Origin of the sequence: Thermococcus henrietii, assembly GCF_900198835.1 — an archaeon.
GTDB lineage: Archaea > Methanobacteriota_B > Thermococci > Thermococcales > Thermococcaceae > Thermococcus > Thermococcus henrietii.
The window spans coordinates 809,937-825,539 of the sequence record NZ_LT900021.1 but is presented as its reverse complement, the minus strand read 5'-3'; the positions used below and the strand labels follow the sequence as shown (position 1 = coordinate 825,539).

The following is a 15,603-nucleotide window of genomic DNA, read 5'->3' as shown; positions in this document are numbered from 1 at the left end:
AAACCCGGATCTTTTCTTCTGCAGTGGAAAATCTTTTAAGGATCGGGTGTGAAGATAAGCCGTTCGGGTGATCCCATGAGGTTTGCAATAAGACTCCTCCCGGAGAATGAATCCTACCGCGTTCCCTTCAACCACCAGCACCAGCTCCAGGGGCTGATCTACAGGAGAATCCAGCGCGTTGATCCGGACCTCAGCCTGAGCCTTCATTCGCCGAAGGTGCCGAAGCTGTTCACGTACTCCCTCTTCATGACCGAGAGGAGGACGTTGGAGAGGTGCAGGCCGTACTTCCTGGGCTCCGGAAGAGCGTACTTCTATTTCTCCACCGCCGTGCCGAGCATTGCCGAGGCGTTCATCGGGGGCATACTTCAGAAGCCGGAGGTCGAGCTCTGGGGTGAAAAGTTCGTCGTGGAGGAGGTCAAGGCCGTCAAGGAACCGGAAAAACTGAGCGGGCGAAAGTTCGTCACCCTCTCACCGATAGCGGTGACGACGAAGAGGGTCCAGTTCGGAAAGCCGAGGAGCTACGACCTTGGGCCGGACGAGCCGGAGTTCTACGAGCTGATTAAGGAGAACCTCAGGGAGAAGTACCTTCACATCTTCGGCACGAATCCGCCCGAGGACTTCGAGATGAAGGTCCTCAACGCCAAGTCCAAGCGCTTCGAGGTCAAAAGGGGGATCTACCAGGTCGCGTGGCATCTAGTCTTCCGCGCGAAAGGCGATGAAGGCCTCCTGAAGGCCGGCTACCTCGCCGGTTTCGGGGAGAAGAACTCGATAGGGTTTGGGATGGTGAAGGTGAACGGGCGTAAACCGGAGGGACGCAGGAGAGGAGGTGGAGGAAATCGGAAAGGAGAAGCCTCTTGATGTGTTTTTGAAGGACCATCCAAAGGGGAAACCCTCCCGCGGTTCAGTCAAACACCCGGCTAAAAATCTCCACAAGGTGGAAAAACAGAAAATCGGGTTTCACTGGACGGGACACCCATTCGTTGATGCTGGCCTTGTTGCGTTGCTCCTCATAAACAGAAAGAACTCTCCGGAAGAACTCACGGGAAAAGACATCGAGAAGGCAATAGACTTTGCCTCAAAGCTCTACGCGCGCAAGGAGTGGAGTTCCGGCTACATTCACGCGATGATGCTCCCCAACAGCGGAATACTCATGGCCAACCCGAGCATGGCGAAGAAGAGAATCCCCGGGGCCATAGCCCAAAACCTCAGAGGTCTCCTCGGGGAGCCTGAAGACCCCAACACGCCAATCTGCGAAATCTGCGGTAGGAGACACTCCCGTCCAAAACCTGTCTACCGCTCCGATTTCCCGCTGGTCGGCACTGGGGGAGTTCCCAACTACTTCCCCTCCGCCAAGGACGGCCTCAACGTCTGCTCTCACTGCCTCTTCCTCGTCCAGTTCCTTCCGCTGGTGGCCTACAAGGTGGGAAGAAGGGTCCTCGTGATGCACACCTACCCCTACGAGCTCATGCTCGAACTCCACGGCGAAGCCCTAAACGACGTCAGGAAGAACTTCCTCGCCTCAAACGCGAGGGACTTCAAGAGGCCGGAGAACTTCCTGTTCCACCTCCTCGGAGAGCTGACGAGGAAGACGGAGCGCGACGACCTCTGGGCCAGTGCGTCAATAACGCTTTACTATTTCGTGAACAACAACCAGGGGCAAGACCTTCAGATAATCCACGTCCCAACGCCCGTCCTACGCTTCATCGCCCACGCAAGCAGGGAGGACCCAAGGGGCTGGAAGAGAATTGTGGCTATGGGGTGGAGAAAGAAGCCGGCTGAGGAGGAGTTTGAGAAGTACGAGAGGAGCTACGCCAATGAGGTCTATGGCAGGCTCTTGGCCGAGGAGAGCATTTTGCCCTACTTTATCGATGTGAAAAACCGCCGTGCGAACGCGAAATGGTCGCTTTTGTCTTTCTACTGTTCGGAGGTGTTGGGTTTGGATAAGGAAGCTCTGGAGTTTATCAGAGATGTTGGCGACAGGATTGTCGAAACGCTGGAGAAGCTCCCCGACAACCAGCTTTCGAGGCGTGTCAGGGAGCTGGAGAAAGCGGAGAGGCTCTACCAGTTCGAGGCCTTCTTCGTGAACCTCGAAAAGCTCCGCCAGAGGCTTGGGATAGAGAAGCCCCTGATGACCTTTGACGAGTTTGCAACGGTTCTCACCTCCTACGGCGAGGACCTTAACGTCTCGTGGAGGACCGTCAAGCACCTGCTCCTCTTCAGGGTCTATGAGAAGCTCCACGACCGCCTGATGAAGGCCTCAGAAGAGGCCGAGGAGGCCGGAGAAGCTGAAGAAATTGAGGACGTTGGGATTTACGGCCTTGGGGAGGTGGAAGAATGAGGTTTGCAACCGGAATGGTGCTGATTGACGCACCGCACTCGGCTTTGAACATGCTCGGAATCGACGAGGGCCTCGCCGACAGGAACGTCACGAGGGTTAAGACTTTCAGAAGGGGAGGAAAGCGCTATCCCTACGTCTCTCCTCAGGCCTGGCGCTACTGGTGGCGCTTTACCCTCAAGGAGCACTTCAACTGGGAGCTCTCCCCGCTCTACCGCGAGCAGAAGCAGGTCTTCACCGCGGCGAACCCGCTCAAGTACCCGGACGACGATGTTTTCGGCTACATGAGGGCCTTCAAGAAGGGAAAGGTTAACGTCACCGTTACGAGGGTCTCTCCCCTCAAGAACACGCCCCTGATTTCGATACTACCGGATAGAAACGCCATGACGGTTGACGAGGGCTACGCATCAAGGCATGAAGGAGACCCCGTTCCCTACAGCCAGGAGTTCTACTCGACGGTTTTCAAGGGGGCCTTTTCGCTCGACCTCGACTCCGTCGGACGGTTCACAACCATCAGTAAGGCCGGCTTCAAGAACCTCCTCACGTGGGACGACGTGCCAAAGGACAAGAAGGGCAACCCAAAGAAGGGCACCGAGGACGTCGTCAATGAAATCAAGGAGATGGAGCGCATAGCTGAAGAACTCGGCGTCAAGAGAAGCGACAGGGAGTGGGTTATGCCTCCTGAAATCCGGAAGAAGCGCGCCACCGAGGCCATCAAGGCCCTTCGCCTCCTGACCGGCGGGGCCAAGCAGAGCCAGTACCACACCGACGTGACCCCGAAGTTCGTCCTGCTCCTCAACATCGATGCCGGAATAAACCCCTTCATAAGCGACCTCGTCTTCGAGGAGAGGGGTGAAATCCGCTTCGACGCCGAGGCCCTAGCGAAGAGGCTCAAAGACCTCAAAGAGGTCATCCCCGAGAACGCGAGGCTCTACATCGGCTACGACGAAGGTTTCGTCTGCTCCCTCGGCTGGAACGTTGAGGAAATTGCCAAGACACTGGAGAAAGCCGGCATTAAGGTCTTCACGGGCACCGTCGGAGAGGCAATAGAGGAGTTTGCCAAGGAAATTGAAGCCTACTACGGGTGAGCCCATGATACGGGTCAAACTGAGGGCGTGGACTGCTTCCTTCCGCTATCCCACTTTTCAATCGGGCCATCAGCCGACGTTACCGGTTCCCCCACCCTCAACGGTTCAGGGAATCCTCTCGGCGGCGAAGGGTGAGCCTGTCTACCTAACCGAGCTCCCCTACGTCGGCTACGTCTTCAGGAGCGGAGGTAAAGGCCTTGACCTCGAAAAAATCTACGCCCTCGGAAAGGTCGAGACGGACATAATGAGGCGCGAATTCCTCTACAACGCCGAGCTTTACCTCTACCTCCCGGATGAGTGGGCGGAGCACTTCAGAAGGCCAAGGTATCAGCTCCTCCTCGGCCGTTCGAGCGACGTGGCGACGGTTGAGGAGATAAAAGAGGTTAGTCTGGAGGAAAGGGAAGCCCTGGTCGGCGGAACCGTTCTTCCAGTGAGCCTCGGAGTTCCCGGCGTCGTTCACGCCCTCGTCGTCGAGTACGACTATTCGGTAACGCCGAGGAAGGCAAGGCTCGTCAGACCTTTCGTAGTCCTGCCGTTTCCAAGGGGCAAAGCGCCGAGGCTGAACCTCCCCTACGACGAGGAACTTGGGGTCGGCGTTTACCTCCACAGGTGGCGGGAATGAAGGTCTGCTACGCCAAGTTCCTTCCGCACGATTTCCTTGAGTGCCATACCAACGATGCCATAAACGTGCTGAGGAGCATAAAAGGTGCGTTCAAGTGGCTTGAGGAGTTCTTCCCCTGCGTCTGGGAGCTTTCCTTTTACTCCGTTCTTCTCCACGACCTCGGCAAGTGTGCGAGCGGGTTCCAGAGAGACCCTCGAAAGTGGGGCTACCGCCACGAGATACTCTCGGCACCTTTCACGGCCTTCCTCGACCTCCCCGATGACGAGAGAAACCTCATTGCACTCGCAATACTCACCCACCACAGAACCCTCGACGAGCTTGAGGAACTGCTGCCGGGCCGGGAACACAGGGGAGAGTTCGGGGAGAAGGTGCAGGAGCTCCTCCAGAACAGGGACTACATCGAGGGAATTTTCTTCGAGCGAGTCCCCTACTGGGAGCTGTACTTCTTCGGAAGGCGGAAGGGTGTTTTCAACACTCCAGAAGACTGGGCCGAGAGAATTATGGCCTACGACTTTGACGCCCTGTTAACTTGGTATGAGCGGAACTCCCAAAAGTACTGGAACGAGCTCGTATTCCTCCGCGGAATTCTCAATGCCTCTGACCACCTCGCTTCAGCCGGTGAGCTTGCCGTTCGCCTGCTGTCTGACATAAGAACCGCCGTTGAGGCAAGGGTTCCGCCCGAGCGCTGGAGGCCCCTCCAGAGGCAGGCGGGAGAAACTGAGGGCAACCTAATCCTCCGCGCACCCACGGGCTATGGTAAAACCGAGGCTTCCCTCCTCTGGGCCGACAGGAACGCCTTCCGAACCAAGAAGGGAGTGGCGAGCAGAATCTTCTACGTCCTTCCCTACAAGGCCAGCATAGACGCCATGCACTCGCGCCTTTTGGGCCTCTTCCGCGAGCCTGAACTCGTTGGGGTTCTGCACAGCTCTTCGGCCTTCTATCTCTACTCCTCAGAGCTTGAGTACAGGCGCCTCTCCTCGCTTTACCGGAAGATTTACACACCCCTCAAGGTCACGACACCTTTCCAGCTCATGAAGCCTTTCTTCGGTGTCGGCTTTCCGGAGATGGGATTGACGGAGCTAACCGGCTCGCTCCTAATCTTCGACGAAATTCACGCCTACGAGCCGAACGTCCTAGGAATAATCCTCGCGATGCTTGAACTGCTGAGGGAGAGAAAGACCAGAACTCTCGTGATGAGCGCAACCCTGCCCGAGTTCCTTGAGGAGCTCTTACGCGAAGCTCTCAACCCCAAACTGTTAACCGCTCCTCCGGAAGAGGCCGACCGCTTCACAAGACACCGCGTGAACGTCATAGACGGCTCAATGGACGAGGTTGAGGAACTGCTCTCGGAAGTTCCGGCAGATGGTCCGGTTCTGGTTGCCTGCAACACCGTATCGAGGGCTATGGAGGTTTATTCCCACCTGAGCGAGGACTACAACGCCATGCTCCTCCACAGCAGGTTCACCTACGGGGACAGGGAGGAAAAGGAGAGGAAGCTCCTCGCGAACCTGAACGACTACGACGTCGTCGTTGCCACGCAGGTGGTCGAGGTCTCGCTCGACATAAGCTTCTCGACGATAATCACTGAGCCTGCTCCCCTCGATGCGCTCATTCAGCGCTTCGGCAGGGTGAACAGGAGGGGATTTGGAGAACCGCGGGACGTCCATATCCTGACGAGGGGTGGAGACGGAGACAAAAGGGTGTACCCGATGGAGGTCGTGAAGGAGAGCCTCAAACTCCTTGAGGAATTCAACGGAAAGCCCCTCCTCGAATCCATGGTTCCAGAACTCGTTACCCGTGCGTATGAACCGCTGGCGAGGAAGCTCACGGAGGAGATGTTAACGTACAGGGAGCAGGCCCTCGAACTGTTCGGGGGCCTAAAGCCTCTGAAGGGCGGGGAGAGCGAGAGGAGATTCTACGAGATGTTCCGCGGCCTCGAAGCGGTTCCCGGGATTTACCAGGACAGGGTTTTGGAGCTGATTAACCACGGGCGGTCAATCGAGGTTCACCGCTACCTCGTGCCCGTTCCAATGTGGCTGTACCTGAGTGAAAGTGACGCCTTTCACAGGCTCTCTGACAGGGGGCCGGGGAAGTACGTACTGGTTGCGGAGCTCGAGTACAGCCCGGAACTGGGCCTCCAGCGGGAACCGGGGGAGAGAGGGGATATACTGTGAACTACAACAAAAACTATAAAAATCACTACAAATTAACTTGTTACAGGTGAAGCTGTAATGGAGAACCCCTTTGTATATGGTGAACCCGTGGCAAAGGAGAACTTCGCAGACAGAAAAAAGGAGCTCGAGGAGCTAAAAGTGGAAATGCTGAGCGGCCAGAACGTCATAATATACTCCCCCAGACGGTTTGGTAAGAGTTCGCTGGTTTACGCGGCTCTTCTGGAACTCAAGGGACAGGTGGTTCCACTCTGGGTGGACTGCTATGGAGTTCTCACCAAGAGGGAACTGGCCGAGAAAATTGCATCGCAGGCACTCCAGCACTGGAAAACCAAAAATTTGTTTGAAATGGTTAAAAAGCTCTTTAGGGGGATAACTCCGAGAATAAGGGTGGGGGAAAAGCTTGAAGTCGAGTTCTCAATTGGAGAGGAAGAAAAGGCTTTAGAGGAATCCCTTAAACTGCCTCAAAGGCTGGCCGAACATACCCAAAAAAAGGTGGTAGTGGTCTTCGACGAGTTTCAGGAGATAGCCGAGCTCGGGGAGGACATTTTGAAGAAGATGCGCTCGGAGTTCCAATGGCATGAGAAGGTCTCTTACGTTTTCATCGGGAGCAAAAGGGGGATGATGGAGAAGATATTCCGCTCGGCCCAGAGTCCCTTCTACAACTTTGGAAGGCATATGGTTCTGAAGAAGATACCCAGGGAGGAGTTTAAAGTTTTTATCTCCGAGAAGTTTCACTCCACGGGAGTCGGGATAGATCCTGAGATAGTCGAGGGAATCCTGAACCTGACGGGATGCCATCCTTATTATACCCAGAAGTTCTGCCACGAGCTCTGGTTTGTCGGCAAACTGAAAGGAAGGATAACCCCTGAAGATATGGAAGAAACTTTCAAACGGGTTATTGCTGAGAGTGAGGATTCTTACATCGAAATCTGGGACTCCCTGCCGATTTCACAGAAGAAGGTTCTACTTGCCATAGCCAGGGGAGAAAAGGAACTGTACTCCTCCGAGTTCCTCATCAAGTATGGTTTTAAGACAACATCCCAGGTTCAGTACTCCATAAGGGCCCTTCGTGAAAAGGAGTTAATCTACAGGGCGGGTGGGGAATACGAAATAGCCGACCCGTTTCTGCGGCACTGGTTGCTCTGGAGGTTCGGGCATGAGTGAGTATCCCCTCACCGACCTCCTCATCACCGGCACCGAAATCAACTACCTCTTCATCTGCCCGACGAAGTTGTGGTACTTTGCAAAAGGAATCACGATGGAACAGGAGAACGAATGGGTCGATTTGGGCCGGTTTCTCCATGAACAACGCTATGCCAGCGAGGAGAAAGAAGTCCTCGTCGGGAGCATAAAGATTGACTTCATTCGCCGGGGCGATACCATTGAGGTCCATGAAGTCAAACTCGGCAAAAGCATGGAGAAGGCCCACGAGATGCAGGCTCTCTACTACCTCTATTACCTCAAAAAGCTCGGGGTAAAGGCGAAGGCCGTCCTCCACTACCCGAAGCTCAACGAGACGAAAGAAATAGTGCTTGACGGCAGGGAGGGTGAAATCGAGACGGCGATAAAAGAGGTCGAGCGGGTCAAGTCCCTCCCGGCCCCGCCGGAGCCGGTCAAATCGAAGAAATGCCGCAAATGCGCCTACTACGAACTCTGCTGGGTTTGAGGTGGTCGCATGAGAAAGCGCTCCCTGACCCTGCTCTCGGATGGAACGCTTTTCAGACGGGAGAACACCCTCTACTTCGAGAACGAGCGCGGCAGGAAGCCACTCGCAATCGAGGGCATCTACGACCTCTACGTCTACGGCCACGTGACGATAACCTCTCAGGCCCTCCATTATCTGGCCCAGAAGAGTATATCCGTTCACTTCTTCAACCACTACGGCCACTACGACGGCAGTTTTTACCCGAGGGGGAGCCTGAACTCCGGCGATTTGGTCATCAGGCAGGCCCAGCACTACCTCGACAGGGAAAAGCGCCTCAAACTGGCGAGGCTCTTCGTTAAGGGAAGTGCACTGAATATGGAGAAGAACCTGAAGCGCTGGAAGGTCGCCGACGGGTTTTCCGAGATGCTGAAAGAGCTGTTCGAAGAGCTTGAAGGAGCCCGCAAAATAACGGAAGTGATGAACGTCGAGGCGAGGATTCGCGAGGCCTATTACTCAAGGTGGGACGACCACCTGCCGGAGGGCTTTAAGATAGTCAGGCGCACGCGCAGGCCGCCGGGGAACGAGATGAACGCGTTGATAAGCTTCCTCAACTCAAGGCTCTACGCGACTATTGTAAGCGAGCTCTACAACACCCAGCTGGTTCCGACGGTGAGCTACCTTCACGAGCCCGGGGAAAGGAGGTTCTCCCTCGCCCTCGACCTGAGCGAGATTTTCAAGCCGATTGTAGCGGACAGGCTCGCGACGAGGCTCGTAACCAAGAGAATGCTCTCGAAGGAGCACTTCCGGGAGGAGCTCAATGGTGTCCTCCTGACGAAGGAGGGAATGAAGAAGGTCCTTTCCGAGTACGAGAAGGAGCTCACGAAGAGCGTTAAACATCCAGAGCTGAAGAGGAACGTCACTAAGAAACGGTTAATTCGTCTTGAGGCTTACAAGCTCATCAAGCACCTCGTTGGGGTGAAGGAGTACGAGCCGCTGGTGGCGTGGTTCTGAGGTGGTCTGAATGAACCTCCCGGAGGAAATCAAATCCTTCAACGAGAGAATTAGGAACGCCATAAACGGCAACCACAGGCCCGAGAGGAGAATATGGGTGACCTCTCTGAGCTACTGCCTCAGAAGGGCCGCCCTCGACATATACCTCAACGCGTACAACCCCTCACGCCACTGGGAGGCAAGGATAGGCTCCGCCCTGCACGGCTGGCTGGCGGAGGTCGTCGGGAGCGCGGAGTTCGAAGTCTCTGTTGAGTATCCGATAAGAGACGGATGGAAGCTCGTCGGAAGGGCCGATGCCGTTAAGGGTCCCTACGTCCTTGAGTTCAAGTTCAAGGGCTTCGAGGGCAACGGTGAAGGAATTCCGCGAAAAAATCAGGACCTTGAGCATGCGGAGCCGTCGCGGGAGTGGGTTGAGCAGATTAACGCCTACATGGGAATGCTTGGGAAGGAGAAGGGATACATCTACATCTTCGACAGGAACGGGCTTGACTTCCGAGTATTCCCCGTCGAGTTCGACGAGGGCCTCTTCAGGAGGTTCCTGCGGAGGGCCGAGCGGGTTATAGATGCCGTTGAGGAGCTGGAAAGCGGGAAGTTTCCGCGCTGGATATCAACGGTTGGAAGAAAGGGTTGGGTGTGCAACCGCTGTCCATACAGGCCGATTTGCGCCGAGATTGACAGGGAGGAGCTAAAGGTCAAATGATGTCCTCCATCGGGTTCTTCTCCGTGCCGAGGACGTCGCGCAGTGACTGGGAGCGGAGGCGGTAGATTACCACCGAATCCTCGTTTTCATCTATTATCCCCTTCAGCCCGGCCTTGATGCGCTCGTATTCAGCCCTCGTGACCTCGCCCTCGAAGACGCTGTTCTGAACCCAGTGCAGGTGCTGGCGGAGGAACTTTTTCACGTGGTTGACGCGCTTCACGTTGACATCATAGACCACGATAATGTACATGGAACCACCATCAGAGTTTGAGGTTGGGAAATTTTAACTTTTCCGATGCATCACGCTAAGAACGCCCCGATTTGGGATAGAGACTATCATAACGGAGAAAGCGCAAAAAATTCCCCCGATAATCACCGGAAAATCGACTTTCACGTATCAAAAAACTGGAACATCTTGTCACATTTTTATTGTAGAATATTCCGAATTTTCTTCAAGACGTTGAAATGTGGGCATACCTAGCCCAAATTCGCTCAATCCCTGCTCAAATCTGGCCATTTTTCATGACAGGAGATTTTATGTCAGCTTTCAAGAAATCGCTGGCACTGACACCTTGGCATTTGGCAATACATATTCCCAGGTTAATACAAACCAAGCAAAAAGATGGCATCGCCACCTTTGTAAGTGGGTTTATCTCCTCAACCACGACTAGCAAGACCCTCGAAATTGGCACCAATTTCCAGAAAGGCTTAAATATTGGGAGGTCCTCCTTCCTTTGTTGAACAAAAAGGCAAGTTTCGCACCCTGTTGCAATAAGACTCTAGGAGAATTGAAAGAAATTTTGTTGGATTTCAGGTTTTATAAAGGTTTCGGGTTGCAATAAGACTCTAGGAGAATTGAAAGCTTGTCCACGAGAACGTAGTAGGAAACCTCTCCTGTGGTTGCAATAAGACTCTAGGAGAATTGAAAGCTGATTGTCTACGCTCCAGGAGTTTTCTATACTCCCGCGTTGCAATAAGACTCTAGGAGAATTGAAAGTTAGACGTATTTGTGGACGTGCTAACCCAGAATTCCGGTTGCAATAAGACTCTAGGAGAATTGAAAGTAAAGAGAATCGCTAAGGAGATGGCAATTCTCAAGAAGTTGCAATAAGACTCTAGGAGAATTGAAAGGGTAGTATTGGCCTTCAATCCCGTAACCGTTTTCTGGTTGCAATAAGACTCTAGGAGAATTGAAAGACGGCGACGGGGTGGACATCAACAGGGTGGGCATCAGTTGCAATAAGACTCTAGGAGAATTGAAAGCTCCTGGTCTCTGCAATATCGAAGTAATCACAATCGTTGCAATAAGACTCTAGGAGAATTGAAAGGGAGAAGCGAGTTTTATACCCAGACGACGGGCCATATTGTTGCAATAAGACTCTAGGAGAATTGAAAGATATTCCCAACAATCCCGCTCGCGGAGGAGCTGGACGGTTGCAATAAGACTCTAGGAGAATTGAAAGGAACGGAAAAATCGTAGAAGGCATTAGCTCACCAACCGTTGCAATAAGACTCTAGGAGAATTGAAAGATTTAAAATCATTAGAGGCATTGGATTAGCCGACGCCGTTGCAATAAGACTCTAGGAGAATTGAAAGACGGGAGCCTAATTAGGGTTGCCTCGGCTTTCAGGCCGTTGCAATAAGACTCTAGGAGAATTGAAAGGATTTCCGGGCCTTCTGTCGTGTCACTCATCTTCATCCGTTGCAATAAGACTCTAGGAGAATTGAAAGCCCGAGGTATAGCCCAGGTCCTGGGCATAGTAGCCGAGTTGCAATAAGACTCTAGGAGAATTGAAAGACGACTGTATGTGTTGTTTCGGTTAGTGTTGATAATCTGTTGCAATAAGACTCTAGGAGAATTGGAACATCCCTGAATCAACCATGATATTTGGGGAATGCTGCAACGGAACCAGAAAAAGTACTCACTGTTTTATCAAGAACCCAAACGAGTTGTGGCGGACCGGCGGGGCTTCGAACCCCGGACCTGCGGCTTAGGAGGCCGCCGCCCTATCCTGGCTAGGCTACCGGTCCACTGCCCGCTATTCCCTCCCGGAGAAGAGTATTTAAAGTTTACGGTTTACTCTATCCGGTGAAGGGCATGGTTGACGAGCTGGACCTCAAGATAATCTCGCTCCTCCAGAAGAACGCCCGCCTCTCGTTTAGAGAGATAGCGAGGGAGCTCGACGTTGCCGTTGGCACGGTCTACAACCGAATCAAAAAACTCGAAGAGGAGGGCGTTATCAGGGGCTACACCCCCGTTCTCGACTACGAGAAGCTTGGCTTTGGACTAACGGCCCTCATTGGAATCAAGGCACAGGGAAGGAGAATAGCGGAGATAGAGCGGAAGATAGCCGAGAAAACCCGGGCAATGATGGTCTACGACATAACGGGCGAGTTTGACATCTTCGTCATAGCGAAGTTTAAGGACAGGGCGGACATGAACCGCTTCGTTAAGTGGCTTCTATCCTTGGATGGGGTTGAGAAGACGAATACGAGCGTGGCCATGCAGGTCGTAAAGGAGGAGCCGAGGTTAGCCCTTGAGGACTAACACCTCGTCGAGGAAGCGCTTTGCAAAGTCCTCGAGGCTCTCAACTGGGAGCTCAACTTCCCTTCCGTTGACTTTTCCCCTGAAAACGTAGCGTCTCGCTGTTATTTCCAGGATTTTTTTGAAGTCCGGGCTGTTCTCGACGGTTCTTTCAAGGACCCTAGTGAACTCGTCGCTGTCGACCTCGACGACAACGCCCTCTATGACCACCCTCTTTCCACACTCCTCCTCACTGCACTCAAACTTGAAGGGAACGCCGGGGGCGAACTCTATCGGCAGGCTCAGCCCCTCGGCGTTGTAGATGAACCCCTTCATGTCAATCCAACCTTATGAGGCTTTCAACCGGGAACTCGTATTCCTCTTGGAGTTTCTCAACGATGTCACCGACGCTCACAAGGAAGAACATTCCTATCGGCTTTGCTCCGGCCTGCCTCGTCATCTCAACGAGGGCCCTCTGGGTTTCTCCGCTCCTTATCACGTCGTCCACTATGAGGACGTTCTCGCCCTTCTTAAGTGCCCACTGGGGAAGGTACAGGGTCATAACGGTTCCCGAGGCACTGGGAACGTAGCTGACCTCGTAGAACTTCTCAACACCAACTTCCTTTTTCTTCTTGGCGTAGACTATGTCCGCACCAAGTTCCCTGGCTATATGAACACCGAGTGCAATCCCATCGGTCGCGGCAGTGAGAACCTTGTCCACGTCCTTGTCGAGGTATCTCCCCGCAACCTCCTCTGCCACGAGACTCATCAAGGCGGTGTCGCTGAGGACGGGCATGTTGTCGAAGAAGCCCCTCTCGTCGAACTTTATCCTCTTCTTTACCTCTTCCTCAAGGTTTATGTAGGGAAGGAGAAGTTCGAGCAGTTCTCTCGTTCTCTCGGCACTTGGAAGCACCTTCCCGCGAACGTACCGGTTTAGGACGGTTATCGGCAGTCCCGTTATCTTTGAGAGCTCCTCGTAGGTGTAGCTTTTCTTGAGGAGCCTCAACACCCTGATGAGTCTGAGCTTCTCCTGGACGGACTTTAGCTGGCTCACACTATCACCTCCGCGTGCCCGTTGTTTAACAAGAAAATGTATAAATACGTTTCGGTCACTCGAGGACCTTTCGCCGATACTCCTCTATGACGTCCCAGTACTCCCTCATGAGGAACTCTTTCGTGACCGGCTCCCCCTCTGGGTGATTTATGCCGGGACAGAAAGAGTCCTCCTTTACGTAAATCTCCATCTTCTTTCCGTGCTTGACGAAGATGAACGGATAAAGCCGGCACGCGAGTGGGCGGTGATTGTAAATCCTGCACTTCTTAGTCTCCGGGTCTAAGAAAACGCAGGCCTCATCAAAGGGCCGCTTCTTCAGCGCGTAGCCGAGGAACTTATCCCCCCTGTAGAAGAGCTTCTCGTAGTCCACAAACTCCCAGGCGTTATAGCCCAGCTCCTCAATCTTGGCAATGTCTTCATCCCGAAGGGGAATTTCAAGCTCCTCACAGCACCTCCCACAGTTTTCAACGCACTTAAATTTGAAGGATGGGTCGGACTCGACCTCAAGGGTTTCAAGGTCAATCGTCGCGACCCACCGCTTCACCCCTTCACCCCCGGTATGTGCTCGCTATCAGCGTCTCGGTCATCTCTATCTCGGGAATCCTCCTGAGGACCTCATCGTGGAACTTGTCCAGTTCGTCTATCGTCGGGACCTCCACGCGGAGTATTATGTCGTACTCCCCGTAAACTCTGTAGTCCTCCTTAACGCGCGGGTCCTTCCTAAGCATCTCGTAGACCTTCTCCTCGTTTCCGGGCTTCACGACCACCAACACGAAGGCCTCAATCATACCCCGAACCCCCCTAAGTTGAACTTCTTGGCCATCTTGGCCAGCTTCCTTTTGTTCATGCTCTTGAACATCTTCTTCATTTGGTTGTACTGGTTTAAAAGCTCTCTGACTTCGGCGGTACTGGTTCCCGAACCCCGGGCAATCCTCTTTATGCGGGAGTAGTTGATTATCTCTGGGTGCTCGAGTTCCTCCTCCGTCATCGAGTCCATTATAACGCGGTACCTCTTGAGCTTCTCTTCCCCAACCTTAATCGCGTCGTCCGGGAGAGAGTAGCCGAGGCCTGGAATCATTTGGAGTATCTGCTTGAGCGGGCCCATCTTCTGCATCGCCTCGAGCTGGGCGTACATGTCCTTGAGGTTGAACTTGCCCTTGAGGAACTTCTCAACGTCCTCTTCCTTGAATTCCTGCTGCTTCTGGAGCTCTTCAATCTTCTCAAGGAGCCCCTGGATATCCCCGAGGCCGAGAAGCCTTGAAACGAAGCGCTTGGGGTCGAAGGGCTCCAGGTCGTCTATCCTCTCGCCGACACCGATGAACTTAATCGGCGCCCCCGTTGCAGCTACTGCGGAAAGCGCTCCACCGCCCTTGGCGGAACCGTCGAGCTTCGTGACGATTATCGAGCCTATTGGCGTTGCCTCCTTGAAGGCCAGCGCCTGGTTGTAGGCCTGCTGGCCGATGGTTCCGTCTATGACGAGTATGACCTCGTGGGGCGTTATGGCCTCGCTTATCTGCCTCATCTCCTCGATGAGGCCCTTCTCCTCCTTGTGTCTTCCGGCGGAGTCCACGATTATGACGTCGACTCCTTTCTCGCGGAAGTGCTCAACCCCTTCCCTCGCGAGCTTGACAGCATCCTTCTCGTTGGGGTCCCCGAAGACCTCTATACCGTAGGGGTCGAGGAGCTGTCTGAGCTGGTGATAGGCTCCAGGACGCCATGTGTCGGAGCAGACGACGCCGACCTTGTAGCCTCTCTTCTGAAGGTGCCTCGCCAGCTTCGCCACGCTCGTAGTCTTTCCAGAACCCTGAATACCAACTGTGAGCAAAACGGTCGGCTTCTCCTTTATCTCGAGGGGCTTCGCCTCGGTTCCGAGGAACTTCGTGAGCTCTTCGTAGACTATCTTGATTATGTGCTCCTTTCTGCTGACGCCCGCCGGCGGTTCCTCCTCGAGGGCCCTCTTCTGTATTGTTTTTGTGAGCTGTAGAACGAGCTTGACGTTGACATCCGCCTGCAGGAGCGCCCTCTGGATGTCCCTAACTACCTCCTTTATCGTCGCCTCATCAACGGTTCCGGAGCGCGCGAGCTTCCTGAGGGCGTTGTTAAGGGCCTTCCCAAGTTTTTCTAACGCCATCTCACCACCGTTACTATGAGGGCTGGGGAGTTTATAAACGGTTGGGTATGGGGGCCCTGTATAAATGCGTGCATTTTTCAAAAACGGCGATGTTGCAACCGGTTTCTTTGAACAAAAGTGTTCATTAAGGTCCAAAATCCACCCTGAGGCATTTTTTGAGCGAGTATAGAGCTGAACGTGGCATTCTTGCTGAAATCGGAGCTGAAAATCTTTTTAAACCAAAACAGTCCCAGTAGATACTGGAGAGAAAGAAAAGGAGGTGAGAGAGATGATATGGCCGATAGCTATGTACGAGTACATGCTCATGCGCGAGAGGGA

At 53.8% G+C, this 15,603-nt stretch carries 16 protein-coding genes, 1 tRNA gene and 1 CRISPR repeat array; of the genes, 10 read left to right on the top strand and 7 right to left on the bottom strand.

The window, feature by feature from the left end:
- Positions 1-75: 75 nt before the first annotated feature.
- The 9 genes from cas6 (at position 76) to CS910_RS04590 (ending at position 9,575) form a co-directional block, all read left to right on the top strand.
- Positions 76-858 carry a CRISPR-associated endoribonuclease Cas6 gene (cas6, locus tag CS910_RS04630; RefSeq protein WP_099209941.1) on the top strand — a complete coding sequence of 261 codons (783 nt, stop codon included), beginning with the start codon at positions 76-78 and terminating at the stop codon, positions 856-858.
- A gap of 76 nt (positions 859-934) precedes the next feature.
- The gene (gene cas8a1, locus CS910_RS04625; protein WP_099212428.1) at positions 935-2,338 is read left to right on the top strand and encodes a type I-B CRISPR-associated protein Cas8b1/Cst1; all 1,404 of its coding nucleotides are present in this window, start codon (positions 935-937) and stop codon (positions 2,336-2,338) included.
- Positions 2,335-3,423, top strand: coding sequence for a type I-B CRISPR-associated protein Cas7/Cst2/DevR (cas7i, locus tag CS910_RS04620; protein ID WP_099209940.1), 1,089 nt, complete (start codon positions 2,335-2,337; stop codon positions 3,421-3,423). The genes cas8a1 and cas7i overlap by 4 nt, the downstream gene beginning before the upstream one ends.
- Before the next feature lie 4 nt (positions 3,424-3,427).
- Entirely contained in the window at positions 3,428-4,045 is a 618-nt protein-coding gene (gene cas5b, locus CS910_RS04615; protein ID WP_099209939.1) for a type I-B CRISPR-associated protein Cas5b, read from the top strand.
- Positions 4,042-6,219, top strand: a complete 2,178-nt coding sequence (locus CS910_RS04610) for a CRISPR-associated helicase/endonuclease Cas3 (protein WP_099209938.1) — start codon at positions 4,042-4,044, stop codon at positions 6,217-6,219. Before cas5b ends, CS910_RS04610 begins: the two co-directional genes overlap by 4 nt.
- Positions 6,220-6,276: 57 nt before the next feature.
- Positions 6,277-7,383, top strand: coding sequence for an AAA family ATPase (locus CS910_RS04605; protein WP_099209937.1), 1,107 nt, complete (start codon positions 6,277-6,279; stop codon positions 7,381-7,383).
- Positions 7,376-7,885, top strand: coding sequence for a CRISPR-associated protein Cas4 (gene cas4 / locus CS910_RS04600; protein ID WP_099209936.1), 510 nt, complete (start codon positions 7,376-7,378; stop codon positions 7,883-7,885). Before CS910_RS04605 ends, cas4 begins: the two co-directional genes overlap by 8 nt.
- Before the next feature lie 9 nt (positions 7,886-7,894).
- The gene (gene cas1b, locus CS910_RS04595; protein WP_099209935.1) at positions 7,895-8,875 is read left to right on the top strand and encodes a type I-B CRISPR-associated endonuclease Cas1b; all 981 of its coding nucleotides are present in this window, start codon (positions 7,895-7,897) and stop codon (positions 8,873-8,875) included.
- A 10-nt stretch (positions 8,876-8,885) separates the two neighbouring features.
- The gene (locus CS910_RS04590) at positions 8,886-9,575 is read left to right on the top strand and encodes a CRISPR-associated protein Cas4 (protein WP_099209934.1); all 690 of its coding nucleotides are present in this window, start codon (positions 8,886-8,888) and stop codon (positions 9,573-9,575) included.
- On the opposite strand, the gene cas2 is transcribed toward CS910_RS04590, so the two are convergent.
- Positions 9,568-9,825: a CRISPR-associated endonuclease Cas2 gene (gene cas2 / locus CS910_RS04585; RefSeq protein ID WP_099209933.1), complete on the bottom strand. Its 258-nt coding sequence runs from the start codon at positions 9,823-9,825 to the stop codon at positions 9,568-9,570. The two genes, CS910_RS04590 and cas2, sit on opposite strands and share 8 nt — an antisense overlap.
- A gap of 515 nt (positions 9,826-10,340) precedes the next feature.
- Positions 10,341-11,442: a CRISPR direct-repeat array (repeat unit 30 nt; unit sequence GTTGCAATAAGACTCTAGGAGAATTGAAAG).
- Between the two features lie 87 nt (positions 11,443-11,529).
- Positions 11,530-11,607: transfer RNA gene (locus tag CS910_RS04575), tRNA-Arg, on the bottom strand.
- 67 nt (positions 11,608-11,674) lie between these two features.
- On the opposite strand from CS910_RS04575, the gene CS910_RS04570 reads away from it, so the two are divergent.
- On the top strand, positions 11,675-12,124 hold the full coding sequence (locus CS910_RS04570) for an Lrp/AsnC family transcriptional regulator (RefSeq protein WP_099209931.1): 450 nt from the start codon (positions 11,675-11,677) through the stop codon (positions 12,122-12,124).
- Here CS910_RS04570 and CS910_RS04565 read toward each other — a convergent pair.
- Genes CS910_RS04565 through CS910_RS04545 form a run of 5 tightly spaced genes read right to left on the bottom strand, consistent with a single transcriptional unit; the run spans position 12,107 to position 15,285 of the window.
- A complete protein-coding gene (locus CS910_RS04565) occupies positions 12,107-12,436 on the bottom strand; it encodes a hypothetical protein (protein WP_099209930.1) in 330 nt (109 codons plus the stop codon). The genes CS910_RS04570 and CS910_RS04565 overlap by 18 nt on opposite strands.
- Position 12,437: 1 nt before the next feature.
- Positions 12,438-13,154 carry a phosphoribosyltransferase family protein gene (locus CS910_RS04560; RefSeq protein WP_099209929.1) on the bottom strand — a complete coding sequence of 239 codons (717 nt, stop codon included), beginning with the start codon at positions 13,152-13,154 and terminating at the stop codon, positions 12,438-12,440.
- Positions 13,155-13,209: 55 nt separating this feature from the next.
- Positions 13,210-13,698, bottom strand: a complete 489-nt coding sequence (locus CS910_RS04555; protein WP_099209928.1) for a YkgJ family cysteine cluster protein — start codon at positions 13,696-13,698, stop codon at positions 13,210-13,212.
- Between the two features lie 4 nt (positions 13,699-13,702).
- On the bottom strand, positions 13,703-13,942 hold the full coding sequence (locus tag CS910_RS04550) for an Lrp/AsnC family transcriptional regulator (RefSeq protein WP_099209927.1): 240 nt from the start codon (positions 13,940-13,942) through the stop codon (positions 13,703-13,705).
- Positions 13,939-15,285 (bottom strand): signal recognition particle protein Srp54, encoded by a 1,347-nt coding sequence (locus tag CS910_RS04545; protein WP_099209926.1) that lies wholly within the window; start codon positions 15,283-15,285, stop codon positions 13,939-13,941. The genes CS910_RS04550 and CS910_RS04545 overlap by 4 nt, the downstream gene beginning before the upstream one ends.
- Positions 15,286-15,603 lie beyond the last annotated feature (318 nt).